This is a genomic window from Flavobacterium adiutor, assembly GCF_048282555.1.
In the GTDB taxonomy this organism is placed as follows: domain Bacteria; phylum Bacteroidota; class Bacteroidia; order Flavobacteriales; family Flavobacteriaceae; genus Flavobacterium.
In genome coordinates, this window is the sequence record NZ_CP182487.1 from 2,908,624 (window position 1) to 2,930,655 (window position 22,032).

Consider the following 22,032-nt stretch of genomic DNA (forward strand, 5'->3'; position numbering starts at 1 on the left):
TTCTGAAACATTAAAATTTAAAAATATAACTTAAAATATATCCATATTTTGTAATCCAAAACAAAATTACAAAAAAAGAAATTCCAATAACAATTTAATTATGAAACATTTATGAGCACTAACTCTCTTTTTCTTCTAATAGAATTATAAGTTTAAATCTTTAAGGTCATTATAATGCACTTTTTGTATTATGGTTCCATTTTGAACAACCACTATACTTGGATTGGCTCTTTCGATTGTTTTTAAAGCAGTAGCATCGCAAAAATAGAAATCAATGTTTAAACCGTATTGCTTTTTAGTTTTTGAAATCATTTCGTCATTTGAAGCCGTCATTCCAATTACCTTATATCCTTTTGCTTTTGCCTGAGTATTTAGCGCTTCTAACTGTTTCATACCATCAGGACTTGATAATGCCAAATCATATGTTACAAACATTAGCAACTTTGGCTCTTTTAGTAACTCTTCTTTATAATCAGACCCGTCTTTAGTCATTGTAAAATCATGAATTGGCGGTACATAACCTTCTGTAATCACCTTATCCTTTCGATCAACAAAAGTGGCTCCTTCAGGAATATTCATTAAATCTTTTTCCGTAAATTCCTTATCAACTCCATTTACTTTATAGATAAAAATCATTTCAACTACAGATTTCGGGGCGCCTTCAGGAATTTCCATTCCTTTTTCGATATTGGTTCCTACCTTATAAGGACGAAAATCTTTAATTGGATTATGATTTAAAACCCAGACTGCCATAAAAGCACATAAAACAACACTCAGGTAAACAGCAAAATTAGTTTGTGGTGTTGAAAATAATGGTTTTATTAATTTCTGATTAAAAAACAAAACGAGAATAAAAAATAATAAAACGACATCTTTTGTGAACGATTCCCAAGGTGTGAGATGCAATGCGTCACCAAAACAGCCACAATCTTTTACCACATCAAAATAAGCAGAATAAAAAGTAAGAAAAGTAAAGAATATTATTAAAACCAACAGACTCCAAATTGTCGTTTTTGTTTTATATCCAACCAGCAACATTACTCCTAAAACCACTTCTAAAATCACTAAAAAGATCGCTAATCCTAATGCAAAAGGAACTAAAAATGGCATATTAAAAACCGGCTCACTAAAATATTCGGTTAACTTATAAGAAAAACCAACTGGATCATTCAGTTTAATTAATCCGGAAATGATAAAAAGTACGCCGACAAATATTCGGGAGAATTGGGTAATAATGTTTTTCATAAAATGTTAAATTTTTAGACTCCAAATCACAAATTTAAAGTTTGATTTGGATTTATATTTTTGATTTTTATTTATTAACAGGATTTAGAATTAAGGCGAAAACTGCATAATTTATCATATCCTGATAATTAGCATCAATACCTTCAGAAACAAGTGTCGCCCCTTTATTATCTTCAATTTGTTTTACGCGAAGCAGTTTCTGAAGAATCAAATCGGTTAATGAACTGATACGCATTTCACGCCAGGCCTCACCATAATCATGATTCTTCGCTTCCATTAAATCTTTGGTCAGTTTAACTTTAGCATCATATAATTCAGTTGCTTTTTTAACGTCAAGATCAGGCTGCTCAACAACACCTAATTCTAACTGAATCAGTGCCATAATTGAATAATTGATAATTCCGATAAATTCGCCTTTCTCATCTTCATCGATCTTTCGGGTTTTATTTTCCTGCAAACTTCTGATTCTTTGCGCTTTTATGAAAATCTGATCTGTTAATGATGGGAGTCTTAAAATACGCCATGCACTGCCATAATCTTTCATTTTATTGATAAACAAGGTACGGCAAACCGTAATGACATTATCAAACTCTAGAGAAGTATTCTTCATTTATTGGTGTATATTTGCTAAAATTTGTTCAAAAATAAGGATTAAATTAAATAGTTTCAAGTTTAAGGTTTTCTTTGTTTCAAGTTTTTTCTAAACAAATTGTTAATCCCGCAACCTGAAGCTTAAAGCTGAAAAAATAAAAATTAAACAAAATGTTTATTAACTGTAAAGGCCGTTTGATTGATTTATCGATTCCGAAAGTAATGGGAATTCTGAATATAACTCCAAATTCTTTTTTCGACGGTGGAAAATATAAAAACGAGTCCGACATTATTTCACAAGTCGAAAAAATGTTAACTGAAGGAGCTCATTTTATTGATATTGGAGCTTATTCAAGCAAACCAGGTGCTCCATTCGTTTCGGAACAAGAAGAAATTGAACGAATTGTTCCTGTTATAGAATTGTTGCTAAAACATTTTCCCGACGCATTATTATCAATAGACACCTTCAGAGCAGAAGTAGTAAAAGCAAGTATCGATAACGGTGCGGCAATTATAAACGATATTTCGGCAGGAGAATTAGATGGTAAAATGTTAGACGTAATTGCGCAGTACAACGTTCCTTATATTATGATGCACATGCGTGGAAATCCGCAGACTATGCAAAACCTGACAAAATACGATGATATTGTAAAAGAAATGCTGTTTTATTTCTCTGAAAAAGTATCTAAAGCAAGAAGTTTAGGGATTAATGACCTTATTATAGATCCTGGATTTGGTTTTGCGAAAACAACCGATCAAAATTATGAAGTACTTCAAAAAATGGCTCTTTTTAATTTATTAGAATTACCGGTTTTAGCCGGTGTTTCAAGAAAATCAATGATTTATAAAACACTTAACATTACACCCCTGGAAGCTTTAAACGGAACAACATTTCTGAATACAATTGCTCTGGTAAAAGGCGCAAAAATTCTTCGTGTTCATGATGTTAAGGAAGCTGTAGAATGTGTGACTTTGTTTAATAAAATGAATTTATAAAAATATGAAATACCTTATTATACTTTTTGCTTTTCTTCTTTTTTCATGTGAAGAAAAAAAAGACGTATTATTACCAAAATCAAACGTTTCGATTGTAAAAGATGTTCAGGATCATTCTCCAATTTATATATTCTTTAAACTCGAAGGCAAAGATACAATCGCTGAAGTGAATCGAAAAAACAGTATTATTTCAACCAATTGGATTTTCAATATTGACAAACGGCTGCCTCTTAGATTAGTAATTCCTGAAGTTATCAAACTCCAGGAAAAGAAACGTGGAGATACTGCCCATAAAAATGAAAAGGCGCAGAATTATTATTCCTACGCCGATTCTATTGGAAAGAATTTAGCTTTTTTACCTTTTACTAAAGTGTATTACAAAACAGGAATCCCGAGTGAAAATCATAAAATCGTAGTTCGCTTTAAAAAAACGAACAATATCGTTTCAATTAACAATACTGATATTCCGAAATCTGAAATTTTAAATTTTATTCAGAACTCTCTTAAATCTAAAATTGTATTACTATTTGATGAAAACATGAGTTATGAGGAATACATCCAAAATAAAATCCTGATTCAAAAACTTACTGACAATTCAGACAACTTTCAAGAAGAATTTATATTCTAAAAATTCCCACTTTTGCCGCTGTTTCCCTTGCCTGAGGAATTAAAGACTTAAGGTTTGCAATTCTGGTGGCATCTGAAGGGTGTGTACTTAAAAATTCAGGTGTTCCTGAACCTCCGGATTTAGCAGACATTCTCGTCCAAAATGCTATAGAGTCATCCGGATTGTAACCAGCTATTGCCATAAGAATTAACCCAATCTTATCTGCTTCGCTTTCATTACTTCTACTAAAAGGAAGCATCACTCCTACTTCTGAACCTATGCCGTAATATTTTTGCCACATTGCCTGATTCTCGGCACTTTGACTTCCTGTAGCGACTGCAACACCAACCGCTCCTAACTGTTGCAATTGTGCCGCACTCATTCTTTGAGCGCCATGGTTTGCTAAAGCATGAGAAACTTCATGCCCCATAACTGTAGCCAAACCTGAATCATTTTGCGTAATTGGTAAAATACCTGAATAAACCACAATTTTACCTCCTGGTAAACACCATGCATTTACCTCTTTATTTTCGACTAACTTATACTCCCATCTGTAATCTTTAAGATATTGCGACTGACCTAAATAAGTTAAATATTTTTCAGCTGCCGCTTTGATTTTATAGCCAACAGCTTCAACTCTTTTTGCGTCAGAGGTTCCGGAAATTACTTTATTTTCTTTGAGAAAAGTTTCATACTGTTGAAAAGATGATGGAAATAACTCACTGTTAGAAACAAAGTTTAAACTTTTTTTCCCGGTAATAGGATTTGTTGCACAAGAACAAACTAAAAGTAGTATAAAAGCAGATATGAATAAATTTTTTCTCATGATAATTATGTTTTGATTGCTGTAAAATTAATATCATTCCAATTTTTAATCTTATAAAATTCATCATAAAATTAGTATAATTTTAATTTTTTTAATGAAATTAAAGTACTTGTATAAATAACGTTGATAACTATTTTTTTTAAACTAATTTGACCTTTTTTTTACATAAAATAAGGATGTTTTAAATCCATTTGTATTAAATTTAACAACTTTAAAAAAACAACTTAACAAACACGTTTTAAAATATATAAGCTTTTCTATTACGCACTATCATCGTATGATAACCAGTTTCAAATGTCACTTTTTATTTATTTTAGTCATGTTACCAATTTATTTGTGTGCACAAATTGACGGGAATATCAAAAAACCTTTTTCGCCTGTAAAAAAATCACCCGAAGTTGAGGAAAAAAAGGCAGTTACAGCTTCTTATAATTTATATAATAGCGGAGAAGAAAAAAAAGCACTCAAAAATGCTAAAATTCTTTTAGAAAAAGCTAAATATCCATCCAATAAAGCCAGCCTTACTTTATTGCAGGCCTATTATTATAATAAAAGAGCAATTTTAGATTCCTCTATTTATTATACCAATGAGGCCTTAAAATACCATACAAAAACTGCCAACGACTCTCTAAAGAACAGACTTCTTTCTTTGGGATATAATCTGATGGGGCAGAATTATAAAAAGAAAGGTTTATTTGAGGTAAGCAAAAAATGGCATCTGAAAGGTCTTGAGACATCCCAAAAATACAAAGAAACCAATTTATATTACACCCACCTGCATGGATTAGCCAGTATTTACAAGGCTTTAGGAGACAACACTAATGCTTTGAAGTCCTATAAAGAATGTTTAGAATATAAAAAAGATGATGAGATACGCTTAGGAAGCTATATTAACCTGGGGGATATTTATTCCGATACAAAAGATTATGATAAGGGGAATTATTATTACAATCTTGGAAAACAACTTAGCGAAAAGACCAACAATCAACAGGCAAAAGCAGTGATCGCACTCAGTTTAGGAACAAATTATCAATTACAGCAAAAACCGACTGATGCATTAAAAATGTACCATGAAGTAATTTCAATTGCTGATAAAAATGAATTGAACCAAATTGGTTTAATTGCCCGTGGTAATATTGGGGATGTCCATATTGATTTAAAAAATTACCAGGAGGCAAAACTAATTTTTGCTGATGCACTTCAAAAGTCCGTAGAATTTGGTTATTTAGACAATCAGGTTAATTTTTATGATGAGCTTAAGAAAATTGCAGTTTTAGAAGAAGATTACAAAAGTGCTTTTGAATACCTGACAAAATCTACAAAAGTGAAAGATTCTGTAAATAAAATTCAGAAAATCAAAGAAATAAACGAACTGGAAATCAAATACAGAACAGCACAGAGAGAAAAAGAAATAAGGTTTCTACAATTTGACAACACTACTAAAAAGCTAAAACTCGAAAAACAGCAGGAAGATATTGAGAATATGAACCTTCAGGAAGAAATTTCTCAGAAAATAACCGAAAATACAATACTTTTTTTTCAGAATTCGTCACAAAAAAAACTAAGCGAAATATCTTTGCTAAAAAAAGATCAACAATTAAAATCATTGCAAATAAAGCAGGAAAAAGAAACCAAGCTACTGACTATTTTTGGTTTTCTGATAGTGTTAATTCCTATTATTGGATTGTTACTTCAATATTACAAACGACTTAAAACACAGCGATTATTAAATATTCAACAAGCTGAAATAAGCACTCAGAATATAAATAATATTCTAAAAGATCAGGAATTAAAATTAATTAAAGCCTCCATCAGCGGTCAGGATAAGGAAAGGCAACGGATTTCTCAGGAATTACACGACAGCATCGGCGGAAATTTAGCTGCCATAAAACTTCAATTGAATCATTTGGTAATTTCCAATTCGCCAAAGATTAAAAATCTTACTGCTCTGTTAGATGAAACCTATCAGCAGGTTAGAAACTTATCCCATACCTTGATTCCGAAGAAATTTACACATCACAAATTTTGTGAAGTTTTAGAATCCTATTTTAATAATATTGGTGAAGCGAGTACTATTAAAACCTATTTTACTGCATATCCGAAAAAAGAAATTGATGCTTTAAATGAAGAACTCCAAATTGAAATTTTTAAAATAATACAGGAACTTTTGACCAATACAATTAAGCATGCAAAAGCCTCAAAAATGGATTTACAGCTTAATCTTGTCGAAAATCTGCTTAATATTTTATTTGAAGATAACGGAATTGGATTTAATCCTGAGAATTACAAACCTGGAATTGGCATTATGAATTTAGAAAACCGAATAATCGAATTAAATGGTACTTTAATAATAGATTCAAAGCTTAAAAGAGGTACGATCATAAATATTGAAATTCCCATATTATTCAGTAATACTCGAAATGAAATAAAAAAAGGAATTAATGTTAAAAAACAACTTGATAACCAAACAAAACTATAACCCCAAATTAATAAATGGAAAAATTAAAACTTATTATTGCAGATGACCATACCATGTTTCTACAAGGAATTGTATCCCTGATTGAACATGAATCCGGAATAAAAATTATAGGGAAAGCAGTGAATGGTATTGAGGTTCTGAATATTTTAAAAATTCAAAGTGCAGACATGGTAATACTTGATATCAGTATGCCGGAAATGGACGGAATTGAATTAAGCAAGATTTTAAAAAAAGAATATCCTTTTATTAAAATTATAATTGTTAGTACCCATAGCAATGCCAAAATAATTTCAAGATTAATCAGAATTGGTGTGAATGGGTATTTACTTAAGAATGCAGAAAAGTCTGAATTATTGGAAGCCATCTATAATGTAGCTGCCGGCCGAAATTATTTTTCTGAAGAAGTAGAAGAACAACACCGCAATAACAGTCAAAAAATAGAAAAACAAATTTCGAATTTAGTCGAATTGAGTTCACGCGAAAAGGAAATATTGGTGTTAATTGCACATGAATACAATACGGCTGAAATTGCAGAGAAAACTTTTATCAGTTTAAATACGGTTAATACACACAGACGTAACTTATTATCTAAATTAAATGCTAAAAATACGGCAGGGCTTGTAAAATATGCTGTTGAAAATGGGTTGGTTGATTAATGTATTAATTGTAAAAAAATATCCCGAATCACATAATAATTCATATGATTCGGGGTATAATAAGTATTCTGTTATTCAAATCCTTTGCCAAAACGGTAATTAAATACCACTCCATAAGTATCCGGAAGGACAACGCTTTCAAGAGATTTATTATAAGTAAATAGTAGTCTTGAATTTGTTGATAAATGAAAGCCTGCCAAAAAATTTAATGTGTTTGAAGAGCGATAGCCTCCTCCAAATTCAAACTTGTTTTTATAGTTTACCAATACATTCAAATCTGTCTGTATAGGTGCACCATCAACATATTTAACTAGAAAACTTGGATTTATCAATATATCTTCAAATAAATCTGTAAACATTCGGTAACCAAAATAGCTGTAATAAACGTTTTTTAGTTTGGTATTGTTTTGAGAATTGAAAGTGCCGCTTAGTAAGTTTGGAGCTGATAATCCAAAATAAATCCTGTCTCTATTGTATAAAAAGCCCACTCCGAGCGTTGGAGTAAAACTGTGGACATTTTCCTGAAATTCCGGATCATTTTCCATTCCTAGTTTCGTTAAATTCTCATCATAAATTTGTCCTCCGGCTGTGATTCCGAATGACATAATATTAGGGTCGTATGTCCACCACTTTCCGTATTTATAATCTTCGTGAAAAAAAATCTTATACGAATATGAAGCGAAAAAATTAGTTGTATACGTCACTCCAATCTGATTATGAGCTATACCTCCGGCAAGTCCTATATTTTCTGAACGGGTCAAAGTATTTACAGAAATATCAATATTTCTGGGACTTCCTTCCACAGAATTAAAATATCCATTTGTTGTCATGACAACATCTGTTTTGTCATAATAACCGGCATGCGCAGGGTTTAGTAACACTGCATTATAATTATAACTTGAAAAAACGGGTGTTTGTTGAGCTTTAACTGTATTTAAAAACATGATTATCATGATGATTGTAAAAAATATACTGCTATTATTTTTCATTAATTAACGTTTTAGAACAAGGTAACCCTTTAGTTTTTTGAAATGATGCGTGGATGAATTTGGTTTGATTTCAAAAAAGTATGTGCCTTCAGGAAGTTCATCAGCTCCCAGGTTTCTCTTTTTATTAGCAAGACCGCTAAAGACAACTGTTGTATTATTATAACCTGTTGTCTGAAAAACCAGATCACCCCAGCTGTTATAAATCAACACTTCATTTTTTGGATATTCGGTAATGCCGTCTATCAGCCAGAAATCATTTATACCGTCATTATTTGGAGAAAAGCCATATTTTGTTTCATCTTTTTCTTTCGGTATAACCGAAATAACAACAGAATCATGTGTCACGCAGCCCCCCTTGTTAGTGAAAGATACGGTATAAGTTGTTGTTTCTTCGGGAGAAAAAAACGGATTAAAAGAAAACGGATTACTTACTCCTTTTACCGGACTCCATTTAAAAGTTCCCTCTTCTGTGGCAAAAGCTTCTAGTTGTACAACCTCTCCCTGTTTTATTTCAATATCATTTCCAGCATCTACAAGTACAACATCTGAATTTACCTTAAACGAACATTCCGATTTATTAGAAGAAGCATCTGTAGCAGTGATCGTTATATTCATCCCATCCGTAAAAACACTTCCTGCAGGCGGACTTTGTTTTATTACAGGTTTTGGGTCTTTATTATCTGTTACCAAAACTTTTGTGGTAAAATCAGGAACCTTAGCTACATTACAACCCAAATTTTGATCTGATAAACAAGTAATTACCGGTGCTTGTGTATCAGTATCTGCAATAGTATTGATTACGAAAGAACAGGCAGATATATTTCCACTATTATCAGATACACTCATCTGAACTACCATACCATCACTAACTGTTACCCCGGCTGCCGGAGTTTGAATGACAGTCAGATTTGAATCGCAATTATCTGTAACTGTAATCTGATTTCTATAATCAGGCAGAATTGCATTGGCTGCCAGAGTTTGATTGCTGATACAGTTTATTACTGGCTTGACGGTATCAACAGCTAAATTAATTGTAAAACTGCAGATAGATTCATTCTCAGACACGTCTTTAGCCATAATGGTAACTGTCATTCCGTTCGTAAAAGCAGTTCCAGGCAAAGGATTTTGAGTAATTACAGGAGAAGGATCACAATTGTCGGCAGCCGTTATCATTTTGGTATAATCTGGTAAAATTGAACTACATGATAAACTTTGGCTACCGATACAATTGATAACAGGTTTTACAACATCTGGAGCCACATTTACTTTAAAACTACAGTCTGATATATTATTCGAAGCATCTTTAGCAGTAATTATAATGGTCATTCCATCCACAAAAGGACTTCCAGCGACTGGGCTTTGAGTAATTGCTGGATTGGTATCAACATTATCAGTAGCCGTGATTAAACTGGTGTAATCTGGTATAGTAGCCGTTCCGCAAGCTAAAGTTTGGTTGCCAATGCAAGTGATGACTGGTTTCTCAGTATCTGCAACTACCGAAGCATTTATTATAAAACTACAAGTAGAAACATTATTCGAAGCATCTGTGGCAGTCATTGTAATGGTCATTCCATTCACAAAAGGACTTCCTGCAACTGGATTTTGGGTAACTTTTGGCGAAGGGTCACAATTATCGGTCGTTGTAATTAAACTTTTGTAATCTGGAATAGTAGCTGTTCCGCTTGCTAAAGTTTGATTGCCAGCACAAGTAATAACTGGTTTGATATTATCTACACCTTGAATCACAGCAAAATTACAAGTTGTAAAATTGCCTGAAGCATCAGTAGCACGTAAAGTAACTGTCACAGCACTTCCATAAGCACTCCCTGGTAATGGGCTTTGTGTAATTACTGGATTGGCATCACAATTATCGCTAGCTGTAACCAAACTTCTAAAATCAGGTAAAATATATTCGCAAGATGCGAATTGAGTTCCTAAACAACTCATAGTAGGTTTTGTAACATCTGCGGAAACATTAACAATAAAACTACAAGTAGAAACATTATTCGAAGCATCTGTGGCAGTCATTGTAATGGTCATTCCATTTACAAAAGGGCTTCCAGCGACTGGACTTTGAGTGATAACTGGATTGGGATCAATATTATCAGTAACCGTGATTAAACTGATGTAGTTAGGAATTGTTGCTGTTCCGCAAGCTAAAGTTTGGTTGCCAACGCAAGTGATGACTGGTTTCTCAGTATCAGCAACGGTTGAAATGTTAAACTTACAAGTTGCAATATTTCCGCTAGCATCTGTAGCTGTAAGGGTAACTTCTTGACTTACTCCATCAAAAATAGTTCCTGCAACTGGTGATTGAGTAATGATTGGCTTATTATCACAATTGTCTGTTACTGTTACAATTTTAGTATAATCTGGTATAGGATCGTTAACTGCCAGAACCTGATTAGCAGGACAATTGGTTATGGTTGGTTTTTCGGTATCGACAGTTTTTTTACCAAAAACAACATAAGACATTCCTGGATCTTCATTAGGATTACTATTATATACCGTTTTTGTACTTCCAATAATAATATCATCTACAGTGTCTCCATTTACATCACCAATAAAACTTATACTGTATTTTGGCGAATAACGAGTGCTTATTTTTAGCCCTTGAGAAGCATTGAGCGAGAAGATATCCAACAAAGGATTCCAGTTTGCTTTTCCGTAAATAAGATATATTGTTGCATTATTATATGGTAAAAGATAGTCGTCAAAACCGTCCTGATTAAAATCGCCAAATGAACTATACGTATGGAGATATTCAAATGTACTTCCATTCATTTTAAATCCGTTTGTACCATCCAAATCTTTCAAATCTACTACGGCAGGTGTAGTACTTTTTCCGAACAATACATAATTATTCATACCAATATCATTGAGTGAATCTCCATTGAGATCTCCCGCACTTCTTATTTCAAAATAGTACGATGTTTCTAGAGGACTAACTGAGTTTTCAATTTTGAAGCCATTGGATCCATTTAATGAATTGGTGTTTATTGTTGCAGGAAGACTAGCCGATCCATATATCACATATCTAAACTTATCCTCACCCGAAACAGCAACATCAGAAATACCATCACCATTTACATCGCCCACTCCTGCTAAATTTGCTCTAACATCGCCTTCAATGATACAAGAATTGGAAGAATCTAAACTTCCTATATTTACAGTAGTAGGGAAATTAGAGCTTTTTCCAAATAGAATATAGGTTTTTCGGATATTCCCTGATCCTTTATTTAAAGTAGCAATTGCGATATCACTATGAGAATCATTATTGAAATCACCAATACCGGCAACGCCAAATCCTAAGATTTCATAACTCGTTTGCCCTAAAATTGAAAATCCATTTGTGCCATCTATAGACGAAACTGGAATAGAAGCTGAAAAGCCTGTTGTTTTGCCATAAATCACAAACACTCTGCCTGCTCCACTAATACTTCCAGTCTCTCTTTCTGAGGCACTCACTATAAGATCACTTACTCCATCTCCATTTATATCTCCAGCATCACTCACATCAAAACCAGTTCTGCTAGGCCCAGCTGTATAATCATTAGTAATCTGAAAACCATTTTGTCCATCTAAATTAGCGAGATTTATACTTGCTGGAAAACCAGTTTTTGTTCCAAAAACAACATAACAACCTTCTGATCTTGAGTCTCCTGGAGCGCCAATTGCAAAATCCGACATTCCGTCTCCATTTATATCTCCAACAGGAGTTGTACTGAATCCTGCCCTTGTGGCTACGGTTTCTCCATAAAGAGTAAAGCCATTAGTGCCATTCAATTCATTTGTATTGATAGTTGTCGTTTTGCAATCAATATCAAATCCACCGGTTTTTAATTTAACCAAGAAAGTACAAGAACTTATATTACCTGATTTGTCTTCAACAGTAATGGTAACATTGGTATCAGCAGTAAATAATGTTCCCGCTGCTGGAGTTTGTGTAAAAATCAATTCCCACTGTTTTGTAATATCATCGCTTACAGCCTGTAAAAAATGAACATAATTAGGCAACATCGAATTCGCATATAGTTCCTGAGTGGCAGGACATACTATAGCTGGAGGCAAATCCGCTCCAGCAGAATCGATGTTAAAACTGCAAGTTGCTTTATTTCCTGAAGCATCCGTAACTGTTAAAATAACTTCCTGAGAGACTCCATTAAAAACAGTTCCTGCTACTGGTGATTGTGTAACTATTGGGCTGGTATCACAATTGTCTGTTACAGTAATGGTTGACTTATAATCCGGAATTGGATCGAATTTGGTTAAAACTTTATCCGAAGGACAATTGGTTATAACTGGTTTTTCGGTATCTGTAATTTTTTTCCCGTAAATAACATAGGCATATCCTGGATCATGATTAACGTCAATATCATAAGTATTATTGCTATTACCAATTATTACATCATCAATACCATCTTTGTTTACATCTCCTGCAAATGCCAAATCATAATTCTGATAATATTTTAAACCTATTTTAATCCCCTGAGAAGGTTTAAGATTGTTTAAAAAAGTATAATCTATTGTGGTTGTCGTCCAATCCGATTTGCCATAAATAGCATAAAACGTTTGACTACTAATAAATCCAAAATCACCAATACCATCCTTATTAAAATCTCCTATTGAAGTTGTATTACCTGCAACTAGTAATTTAAAACCATTAATTCCATTTAAATTTTTCAAATCCATTACAGCTGGAATGGCTGCACTGCCAAATAATACATAACTTTCATGCACTACAAGATCATTATAACCATCTCCATTTATATCCCCTAATCTAGAAACACTAAAATAGCCATCCAAAGGAGAAGCAGTATTCTCTAAAATAAAACCATTGGAACCATTCAACGAAGCTGTACTTATAGTCGCAGGAAAATTGGTTGAGCGTCCGTAAACTACATACTTACGGTGTTGATCTGAGCCATTATAACTACCTAATCCAATATCTGGAAATCCATCACCATTAATATCGCCTAAGCCAACAACTCTACTACCTACTCTTCCAACGGTAGCATCTCCTTCAATAACAAAGCCATTAGTGCCATTAATTTGGTCTGTTTTTATTTGAGCCGGAAAACCTGATGTTTTTCCATACAATACATAACATTTACCATTCCCTGCCGAAGAACCTTCTGCAAGAATAGCAATATCATCTGTCCCATCGCCATTTACATCTTCTACTGATGCAATACTGCTTCCAGCACCTTCGTAATGTATTGCGCCTATCAAAGAAAAACCATTGGTTCCATTAAGACTTGACAATACTAATTCTGCTGGATAGCCCGAAGTTCGACCAAAAACTACATACGTATTTCCATTCTTAGATCCGGAAGAAGTTACTCTGTATGGTTCACTGACCATAAAATCTGTTATTCCGTCACCATTAATGTCTCCAGCACTGCTCACATCATAGCCTGTATTTGGATCGTTAGTAAAAGGAGTATCGTTACGAATTTTAAATCCATTGGTTCCATTCAATAACGCTAAGTCGATATTAGGTGGAAAACCAGAAGCATTTCCAAACACTAAATAAGCAGAACCTTCAATAAATTTTAACACATTATTTTTTCCATAAGAACTGTCATAATTTCCGGGAGCTCCTATAAGAAAGTCTGAAATTCCATCACCATTTATATCACCAGCTGTAGAGACACTAAAACCTGTATTACCATCAGCTTTTTCTCCATAAATAGTAAATCCATATTTCCCATCAAGATTTTGGTAATACGAACTATTTGATTTACAATCCAAAACCACATTTGTGGTTTTTAGTTTAACCAAAAAACTGCAAGAACTGACATTGCCTGATTCATCTTTAGCAGTAATTGTAACATTTGTATCTGATGTGAAAAGCGTTCCTTGCGGAGGTGTTTGTGTAAATACCAAGTCAACAGTATCGGTAATATCGTCACTAATACTAGTTAATGAAAAAACATAATTAGGCAAAGTGGAATTAGCAAACAATTCTTCCCCTGATGGACATCCTATTACAGGAGGCAAATCACCTGATGTATTATTAACAATAAAACTACAACTAGCAAAATTACCAGAGTCATCAGTAGCCGTCATCGTTATAGCCGTACCATTAGTATTGAAAATACTTCCTGGCGCTGGACTTTGTGTAATTGTGGGCGAAGCATCACAATTGTCATTTGCAGTAATTAAGTTCTTATAATCAGGTAACGCACTTCCTAAAGCTAAACTTTGGTTAGGCGGACAAGTTATTGTAGGTTTGGTCACATCCGCAGAAGCATTCACAACAAAACTGCAATCCACAAAATTCCCCGAAGCATCGGTAGCTGTCATTGTTACTGTCATTCCGCTTGTAAAAGCAGTTCCAGCGGCAGGAGTTTGAGTGATTGTTGGCGAAGCAGTACAATTATCAGTTGCGGTAACTAAACTTCTATAATCCGGCAAAACAGAACCACAGGAGAGACTTTGGTTAGGCGGACAAGTTATTGTAGGTTTGGTCACATCTGCCGAAGCATTCACAATAAAACTGCAATCCACAAAATTTCCTGAAGCATCGGTAGCTCTCATCGTTACTGTCATACCGCTTGTAAAAGCACTTCCAGCAACTGGGCTTTGGGTGATTGTTGGTGAAGCAGTACAATCATCATTTGCGGTAACTAAACTTCTATAATCTGGTAAAACAGAACCACAGGAAAGACTTTGATTTGACGGACAAGTTATTGTAGGTTTAGTAACATCTGCCGAAGCATTCACAACAAAACTACAAGTAGCGAAATTTCCCGAAGCATCCGTGGCACGCATCGTTACAGTCATTCCGCTTGTAAAAGCACTTCCAGCGGCAGGAGTTTGAGTGATTGTTGGCGAAGCAGTACAATTATCAGTTGCGGTAACTAAACTTCTATAATCTGGCAAAACAGAACCACAGGAGAGACTTTGATTAGACGGACAAGTTATTGTAGGTTTGGTCACATCTGCCGAAGCATTCACAACAAAACTGCAAGTAGCGAAATTTCCCGAAGCATCCGTGGCACGCATTGTAATTGTCATTCCGTTTGTAAAAACACTTCCAGCGGCAGGAGTTTGAGTGATTGTTGGCGAAGCAGTACAATTATCAGTTGCGGTAACTAAACTTCTATAATCTGGCAAAACAGAACCACAGGAAAGACTTTGATTTGACGGACAAATTATTGTAGGTTTAGTAACATCTGCCGAAGCATTCACAACAAAACTGCAAGTAGCGAAATTTCCCGAAGCATCCGTGGCACGCATTGTAATTGTCATTCCGTTTGTAAAAACACTTCCAGCGGCAGGAGTTTGAGTGATTGTTGGCGAAGCAGTACAATTATCAGTTGCGGTAACTAAACTTCTATAATCTGGCAAAACAGAACCACAGGAAAGACTTTGATTTGACGGACAAATTATTGTAGGTTTAGTAACATCTGCCGAAGCATTCACAACAAAACTGCACGTAGTCGCATTATTTGCAGCGTCTTTTACAGTCATAGTAACCGTCATTCCTGGAACAAAAGTACTTCCTACTCCGGGGCTTTGTGACACTGTCATATTTCCAAGACAATTATCCTTTGCCGTTATTAATCCTCTATAATCTGGTAAAACAGCACCACAAGGTAAATTTTGAGTACCGGGACAAAATGTAATTACGGGTGGTGTGACATCTGGAGTTGCCATTGTTACTGTAAAATTACAAACGGATCTATTTCCTGATTTATCAAAATATTCAATTTGAACAGGAATCCCATTATAAAAATCTGAACCTGGTCCTGGGGTCATAATATAGTTCAATTGAATGCTACAATCATCATCCAAATTCATCATTGGATCTACAGCATAATTTGGAAGTACATCACCGCAATTTAAAGTCAACCCTGTAGGGCAGGTAAAGGTTGGCGGAGTAACATCAGGAGAAGAAGCCGTAACAATAATACTACATTCACTTTTGTTTCCTGCATCGTCTGTTGCTGTAAACTTAATTGTCATTCCGTCATAAAAATCCGACCCCTGACCAGGAAACTGCGTTAGTTCAATAGAAGTATCCATATTATCAGTAACTGTTAATAAAGGAAAGTAACTGGGAACCAGATGTCCGCAGGCCAGTTGCTGGTTTGGCGGACATATAATAACGGGAGCCTCTGTGTCTGCAGTTTTCTTTGATGTTTTTAAAGACTTTGCCTTAGAAGTTATTACTGTCTTATCTACATTAACTACAGCAGATTTGTCTGAACCTATGTATATTGTTCCTTCAGAAAATGATTGTTCCAAATTTTTATTAGGTTCAGCCGTTTTCTTATTCTGACTAAAAGCAATGGATATTCCGAAAAACACATAAAAAACAATAAAAATTTTAGTTATTCTGTTGAATGCTGGTATAAAGTTCCTCATTGTACATTACTTGTTTAAACTTCTTTAAAAAAGCAAAAATATATCTGACAGAAAGTTTACACATCACTATAAATAATGATTTATAGTAAAAGTCATAATGATTTTCAAACAAAAAGGGACACTCTGAAAATAATTTCAAAATGCCCCTTTTACATTCAATTAAAGAAAATTAATTACAAAACACTTTCAATTTCTTTTTTGATTCTTTCTTTTTCTTTATGTGGAAATTTGTAGCCCACACTTACAGTGATTTGCAGTTCTTTGTTTTCTAAAATTGTAGAATCCGCTTCAGCTATGGAAATTTTGATCTTTTCTATATTTTCTGCTACTGCTTTTTTTCCTAATTCGTCATTTGTCAGCGATTCAAAAATTGATGGAAGGAATTTAATCGTTTCCAAAACAAGCATTCTGTTTTCTTCAGGATAACCATCTGTCTCTAAAATAAGATTGATTTTAGACGCAGTACATTTTTCTAAATCTTCTTCAACTTTTTTGGCTGTACGTTTTAATTCTAACTCACTAATTGTAGCATTAGGTTCAAGTATTCTTAACGTTTCATTGGCATCCATAAATGTTATCGCTGCCACCTGAGATCCCGGAACCAATGTAACTTCAGATTTTTGATTTGAATCAGGAATTCCTATTACCATCAATAGTTTTTCCTGCCTGGTTCTGTCATATCCAATAATACATCCCCGAATAACATTCCCTGTATGCAATACCAGCTCAAGTTTAGGCAAACTGTAAACGTCTTCAGCCTTATCAGCAAAATCAGCAAGTTTGATAAACCAACCTGAAAATTCAATGAAAAGATTCTTTTTATAAGACTCAATAATCATTTACAGCAACTTTTCTACGTAATCAGCAATCTGAGAATCGGTTTGTGAGCTAAAAGAAGCCTGAACCAGCTGATGTGTCAAATACAAAGTATTGTCTTTTAGTTCCATTGCTACCTCATCATTATTTTCCGTGTTGGTCAAATGAATAGTGGTAAGTTTTTCTTTTAAAGCTTCTTTACCCATATCATCAGCACATATTTTTTTTACAAATGATTCCAAATCATCAAAAACAATATCTAATCTTTCAAGTGGATATTGATTAAAAGCTGTAAAAGTATTCCAGTCAATATCTACTTTTATATCGTACCCTGCCTTGTCTTTTAATTTTGCTTCAAATTCAGGAAGTTTTTCAACTTTAATTGATTCTGCTAAACGTTTTTCGGCTAATCCCATGATTTACATTTTTTATTATTTATTATAAAATTTATAATACAAATCTAATCTTGTGATTTTTACAAAAAGTCACTATAAATAATGATTTTACATTTCAAGATATCCTTTTTTTAGTGTTCATTCCGTTACACAGATCCTTTATTATATGATTCATGAACACGTTATAATCCTGAGTGCCTAAAACAAGCCCCAAATAGAAAGGATCATACTTTTAAACATGAATCCATTCACTTTTTTCAAAAATCATTTCTGGAAAGGAAGTTTTATAAAATGTGAGTTGTGCAAAAGAATGTACATCTGGAGAGAAAATTAAAATTTAGTATCGCTGATTTATTTTTTGGTTCTGTAAAGCAGCATATTTTGATAGAAATCATCTTCATTACATTGTTCAAAATCACGTGCCATTACCAAAAAGTTTTCTGTTTTTGTAAAGGATTTCGAAAAATCAAAATGCATTAACCGCTTGCAAACCCTTAAATAAGTATCAAATACCTGCTTTTCCCATATCCTGCATGCTTCTTCATCCTGCCATGGGATATTTTCTCCATACGAAGTGGTAATCAAATAAAATGGTTGAATATTAACGGGATAAAAATTAATATCAACTAAATTCGGTTCTTCATTCTCAGAAAAATATATCATATCAGGCGCATAGTAAAGTTCATATAATTCTTTATCTTCAAAATTGCCCTCTACTTCTGAGGTTATGCCAAAAGCAATTGTTGGCGGAAAAGGCCCCTGCATGGTATATTCAAACAATATACAATAAACAGGTTCTTCTATTTTTACTTTTTCAAGAATCTGATCTGCTATGTTTTCTACCAAAAACGTTTCTAATTGTGCCAAAACTTCTTCAATGTTTTTAGTCGAAACTTTGGCATCAAACAAAATACGAACCCTTCCATCTGAAGCTGTTTCTGTAATCATTTCCAAATTTCTTTTAGTATCAAAAATCAATTCTCCTATACAATGATGATTATGTTGAGGCCATTCCAGTTTATAATTTTTAATGATTCCGTTTTCGCAAGTATAGGATTTAAGTGAAATACCATATTCTGTACATTCTATAAACTGATTAGGCAGCCCGTTTTTTAAATAGAGATAACTAAGGTTGATCGCTTTTACAGTCTCTTTATTTTGGTATACCGAAAAACTTTTGTGATATTCCTCTGTGTATTCATAAAGCGTACTATAAAATACACCGCCGCCGTAGTGCTCTCTTTTAAGATAAGTCTTTCTGCTTTCGAAACTGATTTTGTATTCGTACAGATCATCCGTTTCCGGATCAAAATCTTCTTCAGATTCGATTGTCAGTTTTGCATCTTTTGCTAATACGTTATTAGTCAGTTCTGCAAAATAAGGCTGGATATCGTAAAGGTTATATTTTGACCGAATTGTAATTAGATTTTCATCTGCTAATACATCAATCTCTTTTTCTATAAACGTATCTGCAATGTGATTAAATTCTTCCTGTATTTTGGCGTATAATGTATTGTTCATATTTATTAAGTCTCAATTATGGTCTGCCTCTAATTTCTTCCTTATGTTTTCCCCACATACAGTTAACGTTTCAATTGACAATTTATTTAGTTTTACCCAGTTTAATTGAGAAGCATGATGAAACAGAAAGTTGACGGAAAACGTTTTCAATCTTTTTTTTCAGTTCAGAAATTCTTTTAAATTTTGATAAGCTAGCTAATTTTTCTTATTTTTTTGATAGCTGCCACTAACCGGATTTAATATTTCCCATTGTAATTTGAGGGGCAGCTTATTAAATTCTTTCTCTTTCATATCCTGAGGGAGATCAGCTGATGGATTCCTATTTATCGTTGGACGAACCACAAAAACTCCGCCGCCCATACGGTTGCTACCACCATTTTGTACCGATTCCATAAATACCAGTGACCTTTTAGTCTGATGCTGTTTGGGTACCTGAAAAGTACGAAGGCCTAAATTATAAGCCGGTACAAAACTAATTTTTGCTACTTCTAAAACTTTAATCCTGAAAGTTTCTCCTTTTGTCTTAAAGCCAACATAAGCAGTACCCACGGATTCACCAAGTATATAAATTGGTATACAGCCATACCTTCCAGCGCCCTGCAATCCTTCCGAATATTTATTTTTATAGTTCTCTATATTAAACTCACGATTGAAACCTATTCTCCAGTGTACAAATGGATTAATATTAGTGGTTTGCAGTCTGATCATTTCGATTTCTGGCTCTGATTGCGGAAAAGTTTCTTTATTTGAAATATCAGGCAGATAATAATCTTCAAAATTATTGGTGATCCTATCTTCCTGAAACCGACAAATCATTCGACTGTCTCTTACTCCTGAAAGCAAAATCTCAATTTTACCCTGACGTCTGAAAACTACACCTGCTTCATGAATCTGGTCGCCAAGCACCCGAAGATTAATAAACTCTATGTACTCAGATGATGTGTACAATTATATAAAAAGCTTTTCAAAATCCCTGCGTCCCAGATCCAGAGTTGTGTTATGTATTTGATCGTAAGGAAGCGCTTTTGTTTTGCCTGTTTCTAATAAAGGAATATAAGACACCGGTCCATAAAAGCAGCCGCTTCTGTTAGAAAACGACAAAGGTGTTTCTAAAACAACAAGACTGTTTCCGTTTTCATCGAGTAGTGAATATGTTTTTCCGTTGGGTTTATTTTTATTTTGATCTTCTCTAAAATCGCCTGTTTCATCAACATCCGAATACACCAAATATTGTTTTAAGGAAGGAATGTAAAAATAACGAGGATAATACACGCGTCCCCGAAGAACAGTTGTCAATTCATATTTTTTGGAGTTGCTTAGAATCGTATTCCGAAACAAATATTTGAATTTCGATAAATTTCGGTTTCTGACAAGAATTAAAATTACTAATAGTAAAATGGCAGTTAAAATATACGTATTTAACATTAAAGAGTTGTTTTTAGATTATAATTGAGTATATGCTGTTAACTCTTTTTCACTCATTGAACCGGCTACAAAAATTATGGAGTCATAAATTCCGCAAGCTAAGCCTGATCTTACATCAGACTCTTTATGAAATAATTTCTGACCTGAATTTGCATCTAGTGCATAAATTCCGTCTCCCATTGTAGCAAAATAGATTTTTCCCTCTGCAATAACTGGTCTGCCGATGTCTGCTTTCGCCATAAAATTCCACTGCCAAGACCATGGGTTTGTGGTTAAATTAAGGCCAAGGATATAACTTGCAACTGTTATAATCAAAATTCCATTGTTGTAATTCAGACTTCCATTGGTTATGCGATTGGTAAGATTTGCTATTTTTGATTTCACTACCTCTCCGGTAACTAAATTTACTTCACATAATTCGGCATCGGTATTCAGATAAAATAAATACCCTTCAGCATAAATAAGATTTGACCAAAGACCAGGTGTTTTTATTTTCCATACTAATTCTTTTTGCTCGTTATCTATACATTGTAATTCTTCTTTGCCTACAACTTCTTGTGTTACAGCATATATTTTTCCGGAAGCGATAACCATGTTGGTATTTCCGGATTTTTTTTTCAAACTAAATGTCCATTTTTTTTTCCCGCTAAGAATCGAAAGACAATGTATGGTTTTACCTGCTGACACATAAAGTAAATCATCAGCAATGATAGGGGCTATTTTAACAGGTGCTGTTGATGACCCTGTTCTGTATTTCCAGATTTCTTTACCTGACCCTTTATCTAAAGCATAGACATGACTATCGATATAATTTCCTCCAAAAATCAGAAGATCATTATAAAAAACCGGAATTGTGGCACGTCCCGGAATTGTAATCTCCCAAATAGAATTACCTGTTTTCGAATCGATAGCATATAGAGTCTGATCTTCGCAGGTGTATAAAATACCTTCATAAACAAATGGAGCAGATTTGGCTTCGAAATTCCTTTTCCATAACTCTTTTACTTTTTTTACAGGTCCGTGAATGTCCAAGATATAATTTCCATTTGCAAGGTCAAATTGTTTAGGTGTTGATTTCATTTTAAAAAGCCTTTACTATTTATCTTATTA

15 protein-coding genes are annotated in these 22,032 nt (G+C 33.8%); 4 read left to right on the top strand and 11 right to left on the bottom strand.

Translation table 11 applies throughout. From position 1 onward, the window contains the following. Positions 1-144: 144 nt before the first annotated feature. Together ACNC7R_RS12160 and ACNC7R_RS12165 are read right to left on the bottom strand one after the other, a co-directional pair. Positions 145-1,245 carry a BT_3928 family protein gene (locus ACNC7R_RS12160; RefSeq protein WP_417941350.1) on the bottom strand — a complete coding sequence of 367 codons (1,101 nt, stop codon included), beginning with the start codon at positions 1,243-1,245 and terminating at the stop codon, positions 145-147. A gap of 67 nt (positions 1,246-1,312) precedes the next feature. Then, a complete protein-coding gene (locus ACNC7R_RS12165) occupies positions 1,313-1,855 on the bottom strand; it encodes a DUF1599 domain-containing protein (RefSeq protein ID WP_417941351.1) in 543 nt (180 codons plus the stop codon). Positions 1,856-2,007: 152 nt separating this feature from the next. On the opposite strand from ACNC7R_RS12165, the gene folP reads away from it, so the two are divergent. Beyond that, a complete protein-coding gene (gene folP, locus ACNC7R_RS12170) occupies positions 2,008-2,832 on the top strand; it encodes a dihydropteroate synthase (RefSeq protein ID WP_417941352.1) in 825 nt (274 codons plus the stop codon). Positions 2,833-2,836: 4 nt separating this feature from the next. Continuing rightward, the gene (locus ACNC7R_RS12175) at positions 2,837-3,460 is read left to right on the top strand and encodes a hypothetical protein (RefSeq protein ID WP_417941353.1); all 624 of its coding nucleotides are present in this window, start codon (positions 2,837-2,839) and stop codon (positions 3,458-3,460) included. Here the strand turns inward: ACNC7R_RS12175 and ACNC7R_RS12180 are convergent. After that, positions 3,450-4,265, bottom strand: coding sequence for a M48 family metallopeptidase (locus tag ACNC7R_RS12180; RefSeq protein WP_417941354.1), 816 nt, complete (start codon positions 4,263-4,265; stop codon positions 3,450-3,452). The genes ACNC7R_RS12175 and ACNC7R_RS12180 overlap by 11 nt on opposite strands. Positions 4,266-4,584: 319 nt before the next feature. Between ACNC7R_RS12180 and ACNC7R_RS12185 the strand changes: the two genes are divergently transcribed. After that, entirely contained in the window at positions 4,585-6,744 is a 2,160-nt protein-coding gene (locus ACNC7R_RS12185) for a histidine kinase (protein ID WP_417941355.1), read from the top strand. Positions 6,745-6,758: 14 nt separating this feature from the next. Then, positions 6,759-7,400: a response regulator gene (locus ACNC7R_RS12190; RefSeq protein ID WP_417941356.1), complete on the top strand. Its 642-nt coding sequence runs from the start codon at positions 6,759-6,761 to the stop codon at positions 7,398-7,400. Between the two features lie 71 nt (positions 7,401-7,471). Here the strand turns inward: ACNC7R_RS12190 and ACNC7R_RS12195 are convergent, their stop codons facing one another. The 8 genes from ACNC7R_RS12195 to ACNC7R_RS12230 form a co-directional block, all read right to left on the bottom strand. After that, complete coding sequence (locus ACNC7R_RS12195; protein WP_417941357.1) at positions 7,472-8,389, bottom strand: PorP/SprF family type IX secretion system membrane protein; 918 nt, start codon at positions 8,387-8,389, stop codon at positions 7,472-7,474. A gap of 3 nt (positions 8,390-8,392) precedes the next feature. Beyond that, on the bottom strand, positions 8,393-16,765 hold the full coding sequence (locus ACNC7R_RS12200) for an HYR domain-containing protein (protein WP_417941358.1): 8,373 nt from the start codon (positions 16,763-16,765) through the stop codon (positions 8,393-8,395). 173 nt (positions 16,766-16,938) lie between these two features. Further along, the gene (locus tag ACNC7R_RS12205) at positions 16,939-17,604 is read right to left on the bottom strand and encodes a hypothetical protein (protein WP_417941359.1); all 666 of its coding nucleotides are present in this window, start codon (positions 17,602-17,604) and stop codon (positions 16,939-16,941) included. Beyond that, the gene (locus tag ACNC7R_RS12210; RefSeq protein ID WP_417941360.1) at positions 17,605-17,997 is read right to left on the bottom strand and encodes a hypothetical protein; all 393 of its coding nucleotides are present in this window, start codon (positions 17,995-17,997) and stop codon (positions 17,605-17,607) included. A gap of 330 nt (positions 17,998-18,327) precedes the next feature. Beyond that, entirely contained in the window at positions 18,328-19,497 is a 1,170-nt protein-coding gene (locus ACNC7R_RS12215; RefSeq protein WP_417941361.1) for a hypothetical protein, read from the bottom strand. A gap of 195 nt (positions 19,498-19,692) precedes the next feature. Continuing rightward, a complete protein-coding gene (locus ACNC7R_RS12220; RefSeq protein WP_417941362.1) occupies positions 19,693-20,445 on the bottom strand; it encodes a hypothetical protein in 753 nt (250 codons plus the stop codon). Beyond that, positions 20,446-20,922, bottom strand: a complete 477-nt coding sequence (locus tag ACNC7R_RS12225; RefSeq protein ID WP_417941363.1) for a hypothetical protein — start codon at positions 20,920-20,922, stop codon at positions 20,446-20,448. An 18-nt stretch (positions 20,923-20,940) separates the two neighbouring features. Beyond that, positions 20,941-22,002 (bottom strand): PQQ-binding-like beta-propeller repeat protein, encoded by a 1,062-nt coding sequence (locus ACNC7R_RS12230; protein ID WP_417941364.1) that lies wholly within the window; start codon positions 22,000-22,002, stop codon positions 20,941-20,943. Between the last annotated feature and the right edge of the window lie 30 nt (positions 22,003-22,032).

Excerpts from the sequence above, each read along its gene's own strand:
- ACNC7R_RS12190 (WP_417941356.1), top strand. The coding sequence starts at position 6,759 with ATGGAAAAATTAAAACTTATTATTGCAGATGACCATACCATGTTTCTA.
- ACNC7R_RS12165 (WP_417941351.1), bottom strand. The coding sequence starts at position 1,855 with ATGAAGAATACTTCTCTAGAGTTTGATAATGTCATTACGGTTTGCCGT.
- ACNC7R_RS12200 (WP_417941358.1), bottom strand. The coding sequence starts at position 16,765 with ATGAGGAACTTTATACCAGCATTCAACAGAATAACTAAAATTTTTATT.
- folP (WP_417941352.1), top strand. The coding sequence starts at position 2,008 with ATGTTTATTAACTGTAAAGGCCGTTTGATTGATTTATCGATTCCGAAA.
- ACNC7R_RS12205 (WP_417941359.1), bottom strand. The coding sequence starts at position 17,604 with ATGATTATTGAGTCTTATAAAAAGAATCTTTTCATTGAATTTTCAGGT.
- ACNC7R_RS12185 (WP_417941355.1), top strand. The coding sequence starts at position 4,585 with ATGTTACCAATTTATTTGTGTGCACAAATTGACGGGAATATCAAAAAA.
- ACNC7R_RS12160 (WP_417941350.1), bottom strand. The coding sequence starts at position 1,245 with ATGAAAAACATTATTACCCAATTCTCCCGAATATTTGTCGGCGTACTT.
- ACNC7R_RS12230 (WP_417941364.1), bottom strand. The coding sequence starts at position 22,002 with ATGAAATCAACACCTAAACAATTTGACCTTGCAAATGGAAATTATATC.
- ACNC7R_RS12210 (WP_417941360.1), bottom strand. The coding sequence starts at position 17,997 with ATGGGATTAGCCGAAAAACGTTTAGCAGAATCAATTAAAGTTGAAAAA.
- ACNC7R_RS12175 (WP_417941353.1), top strand. The coding sequence starts at position 2,837 with ATGAAATACCTTATTATACTTTTTGCTTTTCTTCTTTTTTCATGTGAA.
- ACNC7R_RS12180 (WP_417941354.1), bottom strand. The coding sequence starts at position 4,265 with ATGAGAAAAAATTTATTCATATCTGCTTTTATACTACTTTTAGTTTGT.
- ACNC7R_RS12195 (WP_417941357.1), bottom strand. The coding sequence starts at position 8,389 with ATGAAAAATAATAGCAGTATATTTTTTACAATCATCATGATAATCATG.
- ACNC7R_RS12225 (WP_417941363.1), bottom strand. The coding sequence starts at position 20,922 with ATGTTAAATACGTATATTTTAACTGCCATTTTACTATTAGTAATTTTA.
- ACNC7R_RS12215 (WP_417941361.1), bottom strand. The coding sequence starts at position 19,497 with ATGAACAATACATTATACGCCAAAATACAGGAAGAATTTAATCACATT.